The organism is Candidatus Burkholderia verschuerenii (assembly GCF_001189365.1).
GTDB classification, from domain to species: domain Bacteria; phylum Pseudomonadota; class Gammaproteobacteria; order Burkholderiales; family Burkholderiaceae; genus Caballeronia; species Caballeronia verschuerenii.
The window spans coordinates 1-9538 of record NZ_LFJJ01000207.1 but is presented as its reverse complement, the minus strand read 5'-3'; the positions used below and the strand labels follow the sequence as shown (position 1 = coordinate 9538).

Here is a 9538-nt window from a genome sequence, read left to right as displayed (position 1 = left end):
CTGCCGACGCTTCGCCGACCACCTCGCGGTGACCTGCGCACGGCTCGGGGCCGATGTGGTTCGCTACTCCTTCATCGCAGTGGACTTTCACCACCTACTCCTTGCCGGTCTACCGGCGCACTCAGAATCTGGATCTCTTGATCGATCAGATCGAGGACCTTGTCGTATTGCTGGACGGCGTCGTCGATATTCTGGCCGATGAAGCCGACGAGACTGCGATCGCCAAGGCGATTCGGCAGTTGCTTGCGCCGAGCGGCAACCTCGAGCCGCTGCGCGAGAGCTGTGCGGCCATTCGCGCGTATAGCGGCCGCAACTACCTGCCGTTGCTCTGGAAGCATTTCAAGGCGCACCGCTCAGTCATGATACGGCTTGCCAGCGCCCTTGAATGGAATTCGACCAGTCAAGTTCACACACTTCTCGACGCATTGACGAACGTCCTGGAAAATGAATCAAAACACCGTGAATGGATCGACGCTGACGTCGACATCAGCTTCGCATCTGGCCGCTGGCGCAAGCTCGTTCGTCGATCGCACGGTGACGGGCCACCAACGAACCGACGCTATCTGGAACTGTGCGTCTTTTCGTACATGGCCGAGGAACTGCGGGTCGGCGATCTTTGCGTGTCCGGGTCCGACGCGTATGCTGACTATCGGGACCACTTGCTGCCGTGGCGTCAGTGTGAACAGCTTCTACTCGACTACTGCGCCAAGCTGAATCTGCCGGCGGACGCGAGCGGCTTCATCGCGCAGTTGCGACAGTGGCTCACGGATGCTGCGAAGCGACTCGACGATGCTCTTCCCGGGTTGGCCGGTCATGTCACGATCGATGCGAAAGGCAAGCCAGTCCTGCACAAACCGGTCGCGAAAGAAATACCCGCGAGCGCGCTGCAGGAGCGCATCAATGCACGGCTACCGACGCGCAATGTGTTGGACATCTTCGCGAATATCGAACACTGGACACATTTCACGCGTCACTTCGGGCCGCTGTCTGGTAGCGATCCGCAGATCAAGGATGCCTCGGAGCGCTACCTGTTGACGATCTTCGCGATGGGCTGCAATCTCGGGCCGACGCAGGCTGCACGTCACCTCGACAGCGACGTGACCGCGCACATGCTGTCGTTCGCCAATCATCGGCACATAAGTCTGGAAAAACTCGAAACAGCCCAGCGCGAACTGATCGAGCTCTACCTACGGTTGGATCTGCCAAAACACTGGGGCGACGGCAAGACGGTTGCAGCCGACGGTACGCAATACGACTTCTACGATAACAACCTTCTCGTCGGGTATCACTTTCGCTACCGGAAGATGGGCGCAGTCGCGTACCGGCACGTCGGCAACAACTATATCGCGACGTTCCGGCATTTCATCCCGCCTGGCATCTGGGAAGCGATCTACGTGATCGAAGGCTTGATGAAGGCGGGCCTGTCCGTCCAGGCCGACACCGTACACGCCGATACACAGGGCCAGTCAGCGGCCGTGTTTGCGTTCACGCACCTGCTCGGTATCAAACTGATGCCGCGAATCCGGAACTGGAAAGACCTGGTGCTGTACAGGCCGAACAGCAAGACCAAGTACAAGCACATCGACAAGCTGTTCACTGGGAGTATCGACTGGGTGTTAATCGAGCGCCATTGGCAGGAGCTGATGCAGGTGGCGCTGTCAATCCAGGCGGGGACAATTTCGTCGCCGCTGCTGCTGCGCCGACTGGGTTCCGAGAGTCGCAAGAACCGCTTGTATCTGGCCGCGCGCGAGCTCGGCAATGTGGTGCGCACGGTCTATCTGCTCGAATGGATCGGCAGCCGTGAGCTACGGCAGGATGTTACTGCCAATACAAACAAGATCGAGTCGTACAACGGCTTCGCGAAATGGTTCTCCTTCGGCGGCGACGTCATCCCTGTAAACGATCCGGAAGAGCAGCAAAAACGTCTCCGCTATAACGATTTGATCGCAAGCGCTGTGATTTTACAGAACACGGTGGACATGATGCGGGTGCTGCGCGACATGGTCGCCGAAGGGGAGAAGATTCAGCTCGAAGACATCGAATTTCTATGTCCGTACCCGACACATAACGTCCGCCGGTTCGGCCGCTACAAACTACACTTGTACCGACGCCCTGAAGATTGGATTCACGATCCACTGTTCGGACGGGCGATTCACGATCAGTATGCAGGACACGTCCCATGAACGCACGCCTAACCGTCACGACCACTGTGTTCGGCGACGTCGACACCGCTGCTCTGACCAAGTTCGAGCAACACTACGATACGACGACGCTACTAAATGGCGTTGACGTTTTGGATCGGCTACGAGTGCGGCTCCATGATCCGGAAGGATTGCGGGATGACCTACTGGCTATCCACGGCATGGCGCACACGATTCTAAACGGGGCATCGATTGTCACGTCGGGACGAGAAGGTACCTTCGTTGAACAGGTGCTGGATGCACTTGATCTCATCGACGATTATCTGATTGAACTTCAACGCATTCGAACCGTGCTGGAACCGCTTGAAGCACTCTATCCAGACGACGAACAGGACGACGATCAATGAGATAGCGGTGCGTCAATGACGTTACGCCGGCTTTCAATTACTATTGGAACGATAACCGGTATTATCGTTCTATCATCGATTCTGATTCAAATTGGCGAGCATGGAAATGCATGAGACCCCTCCCCGCGACGAGGCATCCCCCGACTTTCCGGACGAGGCCGAGCTCGCGGCCCTGCGCGGCTGGTACGTTGGTCTGGACGCGCGGGCCGCCGTGGTTCGTTATCTGGGTGAACGGCGCTCAGCCGGCGCATCGTCGCGCGGCATCCTCGGCCGGATTCGCCGGCAGCTCATCGCGTACGCGCTGATTCGCCATCGCCCAGACCTGGCGGCCGTCTTCGGCGATCGTCCGACGAACACCGCAGGCGACGGTGTGGCACGGGCGATCGAAACGCTCCGCCATCTGCCTGCGCCAGCGCCGCTGATCACCGACGCGGTCGACCAGTGGCTGCCGCCGCGCATTGCCGCGGCGCTGCACGCCCACGCCATTCGGACGCTGGCCGACCTGACGGTGCGGATTCCGCGTCGACGCCGCTGGTGGTCCGCAATCGCCGGACTCGGCGTCGCCGGCGCGCGTCGGATCGAAGCGTTCTTCGCCGCGCATCCGGCGCTGACCGAACGCGCACGAGCCCTCATCGCCTCAACGCCGGTCGGCAACGTTGTGCCGTGGGAACAACTGCGCGTGCCGCACGACGTCGACGGCTCGCGCGGACAGTTCCGTGCGCCGCAAACCGCCTGTCTGCTGAACGCATCCAACGACTACGCGGCGATCCAGTCTTGGCTGTCGCTGCACGATTCGGCGTCCACGCGCGCGCCTACCGGAAAGAAGCCGAACGCCTGATTTTGTGGGCGATCGTCGAGCGCGGCAGCGCCCTGTCGTCGCTCACCACCGACGACGCGATCGCCTACCGGAGCTTCCTGCGGCGGCCGACGCCGCGCGATCGCTGGGTTGGACCGTCACGGCCGCGGCACAGCATCGAATGGCGGCCGTTCACTGGCCCACTGTCAGCCCGCTCGGCGGCCTACGCCCTGAATGTCCTGTCGGCACTGTTTCGCTGGTTGGTCGAGCAGCGCTACGTGCTCGCGAACCCGTTCGCCGGCGTCAAGGTCAAGAGCCACGCGCAGCGCGCCGAGTTGGATGTATCCCGGGGCTTCTCCGAAGGCGAGTGGCTGCTGATCCGCGCGCTCGCCGACGGCCTCGAGTGGTCGTATGGCTGGAGCGTAGCGGCCGCGCAGCGTCTGCGCTTCCTGCTGGATTTCGGTTACGCGACCGGCCTACGCGCGAGCGAGCTGGTCGGCGCGACGCTCGGCGACATCCGCCGCGACGAGCATGGCGATCACTGGTTGCACGTGCTCGGCAAGGTGACGTTACCGGCGCTCGCCAGAACCGCTCTGGATCAGTATCTCGTGCAGCGTGGACTGCCGGTCACGCCGGCACGTTGGAATCCGGCGACGTCGCTCGTCGGGAGCCTCGAGGAGGACGATGCGGGCATCGAACCCAGGCGGCTCTGGTGCGTGCTACGCCGGTTCTTCGTGCTAGTGGCTAGTGGCTGGCCGACGCGATCCAGGACGAACGGCCAGCGACCGCAGAGAAGCTCCGCCGCGCAAGCCCGCACTGGATGCGTCACACGCACGCGTCGCACGCGCTGGCGCGGGGCGCCGAGTTGATCATGGTGCGCGACAACCTGCAGCACGCCTCGATCTCGACGACGTCGACCTATTTGCACAGCGACGAGGTGCAGCGGGCCCGGCAGTTTGATCAAGCGTTCGGGGCACGCAAGGCATAGACTGCCCAAGGTCTCGACGTCGCGCTGGACCAACGACGGAGTCGAGGAGTACTGTCGGGTCGAGCGCGGGCCCTATCGCGAACGGAACGTATGGCACACAAACCCACAGGAAAAATCTCGACCGATACGTACATGGAAATCTTGATCGTCCTGTTGGCCGACGGGTACACGGACGACGTTCGATTACTAACGAGAAGTATCCAAACCAACGCAGACGAAGTGCTCCACTTCGAAGCGGAATTTGATCCGATAAACGCCGAGGGATTGATCAATTGGGTGGGCACGCCCTCGCAGGAAGCGTCAATGGAGCGGGTCGAAAGCAGTCTCGAAGAGATGTGTACGTTCCTGGAGGGAATGGACGCCTTCGAGAGCTATGTCGCGGTGACCAACCACGGGCGCGAAGTCACTATCGAAATCGGCTGGCATGACATGCGAGGCGGTCCCGTCGTGTGGGATCGTTGGACCGATGAGGTTGACGATCCAGTGATTGCGTTCGCGGATATCGGCTTCCTGTTCGATAACAGGCAATACCGCTGCAGGCCTAAAGCAACCGAAAAACCCGAGCCGCCACTGTATCGATACCATCCCGAGCGGTTCAAAGCCTACCGGGAGTATGCCGAATCCATTGGCAAGTTCTACCGCACAAGGTGGAACCGGTATCGGGTATATTGACGCTGGAGCAGATCAACGAGATCGTGCGCTTCGTGATGCTCGAGCTGAACATTCGATCGATGCGGTTCCCCCGCAAGCAGAAGGACTCGCACCAATCGCCTTCGCGAGTCTCCGAGTCGGAAAGGACACTCGCCACGGCCTACGGCCGGTTCGTTCAGGCCGGCCGGCAGATCATGGATTTCCCGGTCGAATTGACGGAGATGCTCGCGCGAACTGATATCGATGACATTCCACTGGCCAGCATCAAAATGCCCTACGCATCGCAATACCTGCACTTTGGGCCGCAGGCGGAGTTGGAGCTTGAACCGGGATGGCTGGTGGACGGGGCGTATATAGAACAGCGAGGCCGCAGTGGAGAATTGCGCTTCACCGTGACGGTGGTTCCCGCCGATCGAGGACTGTCGAATCACTGGTATCTGTTTCCGGAGGCGGAATACACTCAGGACTTCGTCGGCAACTTTGGATCGACGGATTTGGCCACTGCCATCGATACCGTGCTGTCGGATCGACTCGCCACCTTGCACAATCGGAAAGCAAAAGCAGGAGGCGACATCACAGCGGCCATGCAGGCCATGCTGGCCAGCATGGGTACCACCATGCCAGAAGGACTACGAATCGTGGATGTCGGGCCCGAGATGGCAACTGTACGCGAGGACATCAACAATCGTCGATTCCCGGTCTACAAGGCAGCGCTACAACTTGTGGTCAACGCGCTGTGCTACGTCGCGGCTTATCCCGATGATATCGATACTATTTGGCCATCGGGGACGGCGGAGTCGCTCAAGCAGAAAGTGCTGTCAGGGAAGGACAAGGAAAAAATGCGCGCCAAGTCAAAACTGACATCGCTGGGCTACGTTCATGTTCACATTTGTGGAAAACGTATCGTGGAACAGCGCAGCGCCCTCGGTATTCATCCTTCGGGGCATGGGCAGGTGGCAACCCACTGGCGCAGCGGTCACTGGCGCAATCAGGTTCATGGTCCCGGTCGGTCGTTGCGGAAGCTGATTTGGCTGATGCCCGTCATCGTGGGCTCGAAACCTGGCACACCTGAACCTGAGGATGGACATCTTTACCTTGTGTCTTGATTCAATCTACCGGAACAAAACGATGAATAAGGCAAGCGTGGGCAAGACCGATAAGATCTCGAAAACGATCCTGGACTTCGGCGAGCCACTTTTATCCGAGGCCATTACCGAAGAAACACCGATCGCCGTGGTGCGTGAGGTATACAAGCTAGTGGTGCTGGTCTGGAACGCTCACGTTGCAGCCACCTCTCACCGGGGAGACTCCAGTTATCTACAGATGTTGCAGCAACTGGCCGCTTCGCCGCAAATACCCTCCGAAGGGCGTGCGTGGATCGAAAGGCTTTCGAAGCGCTGGCGGGAGGAATTCACCGACGCCAAGTACTGTGTCGGCCATTGGCACATCAAAATCAAAGACGACGATACCTTGAACTTCTTCTGCGACGCCCGGGAAGCCCCCGACGATAACCAGTCGGCGGAGCACACGAAAGCTCCACCGTTGAGAACGTCAGCCAAGTCCATATTCCAAATATCGCACAAGTCATAAATCTACATAACCCGTAGGCTTATGATAGCAATTCATCTTTAGCTTGTTCGCCCCCCAACTTTACGCGCGCTGGATCGATACCGACAAGGCGCAAAGCCCGCCGGGAAATTGCGACCTGTTCGGCATCGCGATGACCCCGGAAGGCGACGGCTTCTATTACGTGCAGGACGATGTCAATACGCTCGTCATCGCCAAGTGACGCAACGGTTGACGCGAAGGAAGGCAGCAGCATGAAAGACGATCATACACCGCGTCGCCTCGGCCGGCGCGGTTTTCTGAAGGCAGGCGCGGCGGCGGGTTTCGCGTCGACGGCGGGCGTCGCACATGCAGCGCTGACACGCGCCCGGCAGACGACCCGCAGCGGCAGACCGAGCCGTTCTACGGCTTGCATCAGGCGGGCATCGTGACGCCGCAGCAGAGCCATACCTACATGGCAGCCCTCGACGTGAAGACCGACAGCCGCGACGAACTCGTGGCGCTGCTGCGCGCATGGACACAGGCGGCGGCCCGCATGACGCGCGGCGACACAGCCGCCGCGCTCGCTACGCCCGATGATCAGCCGGCACCCGATTCCGCCGATATGCTCGGCCTAGGCGCATCGGGTTTGACGATCACGTTCGGCTTCAGCCCCGGCCTCTTCAAGAGGAGCGAAGGACGCGACCGCTTCGGCCTCGCGGCCAGGCGCCCCGCCGCGCTCGTCGATCTGCCGCGCTTCAACGGCGATCAACTGGTGCCAGAAAAGACCGGCGGCGATCTGATGACTCAGGCCTGCGCGAACGACGCGCGAGTCGCGTTTCACGCGGTGCACCAGTTGGCGCGCATGGGCACGATTGCCAACGTCACGACGATCCGCTGGGGTCAGGCGGGCTTCCTCTCCGGCCCAAAGGGACAGACGGCGCGCAACCTGATGGGCTTCAAGGACGGCACCAACAATCCGCCGACGGCGCAACGCAAGGCGATGAGCCAGTTCGTCTGGGCCGATGGCGCCGATGTCGTCTGGATGAAGGGCGGCACTTATACGGTCGTGCGGCGCATTCGTATCACGCTCGAACATTGGGACACGATGGAACTCGGCTTTCAGGAGCAGGTGTTCGGGCGTCACAAGTACAGCGGCGCGCCGATCGGCAAGAAGAACGAATTCGATCCGGTCGACCTCGACGCCGTCGACAAGGACGGCAATACCGTGATCGCCGAGAATTCGCATGTGCGATTGTCGAATCACATGACCAACAGCGGCATGCAGATCTTGCGCCGCTCGTATTCGTATAACGACGGCACCAATTTCTATATCGAGCGCTGGCCGCCGCGTGGCATCAGGAGACCGAGTATGACGCGGGGCTGATCTTCATCGCGCATCAGTCGGACCCGCGCACGGGACTCATTCCGATCAACTCCAAGCCCGCGAAGTTCGACATGATGAACCAGTTCACGACGCACGTGGGCAGCGCGATCTTCGCGTTGCCGCCCGGCGCGAAGTAAGGCTTGTATATCGGCGCGGCACCGTTCGAAGCATGAGCGCGGGCATCGACGCCCGTAAAACAACACGTCAAGAGGAAAGGCTTCATGTCTCAATCGCGGTGGGTCCCGTGGCGGCAATTGTCGCAAGTGGTGATGTTGTCTCTGTCGATCGCGGCAAGCGCGCATGCCGCTTCGATCATCGTCTACAACGCGCAGCACGAACAGGTCATGAACCTGCTCGCAAAGGACTTCGAGCAGCAGACCGGCATCGGCGTGAAGATTCGCAACGGCAAAGGGTCGGCGCTCGCGGCGCAACTCGTGACGGAAGGCGCGAACACGCCCGCCGATGTGTACTTCACAGAAAGCTCGCCCGAGCTGATACTGCTCGAAGAGAAAGGCCTGCTCACCAAGGTCGATCCGGCGACGCTCGCGGTCATCCCCGCCCGCTTCAATTCCCCGATGGGCGATTGGGTCGGCGTGACGGCGCGCGAGAGCGTGCTCGCCTACAACACGGGCAAGATCCAGGCGTCGCAACTGCCGCCTTCGCTGTTCGATCTCGCCAAACCCGAGTGGAAAGGCAAGATCGGTATTGCCCCGAGCGATGCGGATTTTCTGCCGCTCGTGAGTGCCGTGCTCGCGCTGAAGGGCCAGGACCAGACTCTGCAATGGCTCAAGGGCCTCAAGACCAACGCGCAGATTTTCGATGACGACGAAGGTGTGGTCGCCACCGTGAATCGCGGGGGCATGGTGACGGGCGTCATCAACGACTACTACTGGGCGCGTCTGCATGCCGAACTCGGCGACAAGGCCACGCGCAGCGCGCTGTATCACTACGGCAATGGCGATGTGGGCAGTCTCGTCAACGTGTCGGGCGCGGCGATCATGAAGAGCGCGCACAACACCGATGGCGCGCAGCAGTTCCTCAAGTATCTCGTCAGCGAGCGCAGGCGTTGATGGCCAGGAGCCGCATCAGCTACGAACATCCGCTGCATGCGGGTGTCGCGCCCGATCCGCTGCTCAAGCCCTTCGATCAGCTGCAACCGCTGTTGCTGTCGTTCAAACAGCTCGGCGACGATAGCCAGGCTCGAATGGGGCCGTTTCTGGTTGTATAGCTCAATGTAGTCGCCGATGGAGCGCCGGGCGTGGCTGACCGACTCGTAGGCCCTCAGATAGACTTCCTCGTACTTGATGCTGCGCCAGACGCGCTCGACGAACACGTTGTCGCGCCAAGCGCCTTTGCCGTCCATCGACAGCCGAATCCCTCTGCCCAGCACCGCCTCGGTGAATGCGCCCGCCGTGAGCTGGCTGCCCTGATCGGTGTTGACGATGTCAGGATGTCCATAGCGGGCGAATGCTTCTTCCAGTGCCTCGACGGCATGCATCGCCTCCAGCGTAATGGCCACACGGTGCGCAAGAACCTTGCGGCTCGCCCAATCCACTACCGCCATCAGATACACGAAGCCGCGCGCCATGGGAATGTACGTCGTGTCGAGTGCGAACACCCGGT

General features: G+C 60.7%; 8 protein-coding genes and 4 pseudogenes. 11 read left to right on the top strand and 1 reads right to left on the bottom strand.

Features of this window, described 5'->3' with window-relative positions; translation table 11 throughout:
- Positions 1-146: 146 nt before the first annotated feature.
- The 11 genes and pseudogenes from BVER_RS24805 to BVER_RS24770 all read left to right on the top strand — a co-directional run.
- Positions 147-2183: pseudogene (locus BVER_RS24805) on the top strand (Tn3 family transposase); the annotation flags it as partial.
- On the top strand, positions 2180-2548 hold the full coding sequence (tnpC, locus tag BVER_RS24800) for a Tn3 family transposase post-transcriptional regulator TnpC (RefSeq protein ID WP_050455533.1): 369 nt from the start codon (positions 2180-2182) through the stop codon (positions 2546-2548). The pseudogene BVER_RS24805 and the gene tnpC, both read left to right, overlap by 4 nt.
- Positions 2549-2648: 100 nt before the next feature.
- Positions 2649-4332: pseudogene (locus BVER_RS24795) on the top strand (site-specific integrase).
- Between the two features lie 132 nt (positions 4333-4464).
- Positions 4465-5004 (top strand): hypothetical protein, encoded by a 540-nt coding sequence (locus BVER_RS24790; protein ID WP_157056215.1) that lies wholly within the window; start codon positions 4465-4467, stop codon positions 5002-5004.
- Positions 4980-6089, top strand: coding sequence for an AcrVA2 family anti-CRISPR protein (locus tag BVER_RS24785; protein ID WP_157056214.1), 1110 nt, complete (start codon positions 4980-4982; stop codon positions 6087-6089). Before BVER_RS24790 ends, BVER_RS24785 begins: the two co-directional genes overlap by 25 nt.
- 22 nt (positions 6090-6111) lie before the next feature.
- Positions 6112-6573, top strand: coding sequence for a hypothetical protein (locus tag BVER_RS24780; protein ID WP_232316748.1), 462 nt, complete (start codon positions 6112-6114; stop codon positions 6571-6573).
- A gap of 43 nt (positions 6574-6616) precedes the next feature.
- Positions 6617-6772 carry a hypothetical protein gene (locus BVER_RS31880; RefSeq protein WP_157056213.1) on the top strand — a complete coding sequence of 52 codons (156 nt, stop codon included), beginning with the start codon at positions 6617-6619 and terminating at the stop codon, positions 6770-6772.
- Between the two features lie 31 nt (positions 6773-6803).
- Positions 6804-6980, top strand: a complete 177-nt coding sequence (locus BVER_RS34510; protein WP_232316747.1) for a hypothetical protein — start codon at positions 6804-6806, stop codon at positions 6978-6980.
- Positions 6977-7915, top strand: a complete 939-nt coding sequence (locus BVER_RS24775; protein ID WP_269750801.1) for a Dyp-type peroxidase — start codon at positions 6977-6979, stop codon at positions 7913-7915. Before BVER_RS34510 ends, BVER_RS24775 begins: the two co-directional genes overlap by 4 nt.
- Entirely contained in the window at positions 7870-8052 is a 183-nt protein-coding gene (locus BVER_RS35350) for a hypothetical protein (protein ID WP_332309148.1), read from the top strand. The genes BVER_RS24775 and BVER_RS35350 overlap by 46 nt, the downstream gene beginning before the upstream one ends.
- Before the next feature lie 132 nt (positions 8053-8184).
- Positions 8185-9143, top strand: a pseudogene (locus BVER_RS24770) (extracellular solute-binding protein).
- Here the strand turns inward: BVER_RS24770 and BVER_RS30650 are convergent.
- A pseudogene (locus BVER_RS30650) lies at positions 9111-9538 on the bottom strand (transposase); the annotation flags it as partial. The pseudogenes BVER_RS24770 and BVER_RS30650 sit on opposite strands and share 33 nt — an antisense overlap.

What these genes read in the sequence shown, in the direction of transcription:
- BVER_RS24790 (WP_157056215.1), top strand. Translation starts at nt 4,465, where the DNA reads ATGGAAATCTTGATCGTCCTGTTGGCCGACGGGTACACGGACGACGTT.
- BVER_RS34510 (WP_232316747.1), top strand. Translation starts at nt 6,804, where the DNA reads ATGAAAGACGATCATACACCGCGTCGCCTCGGCCGGCGCGGTTTTCTG.
- tnpC (WP_050455533.1), top strand. Translation starts at nt 2,180, where the DNA reads ATGAACGCACGCCTAACCGTCACGACCACTGTGTTCGGCGACGTCGAC.
- BVER_RS24780 (WP_232316748.1), top strand. Translation starts at nt 6,112, where the DNA reads ATGAATAAGGCAAGCGTGGGCAAGACCGATAAGATCTCGAAAACGATC.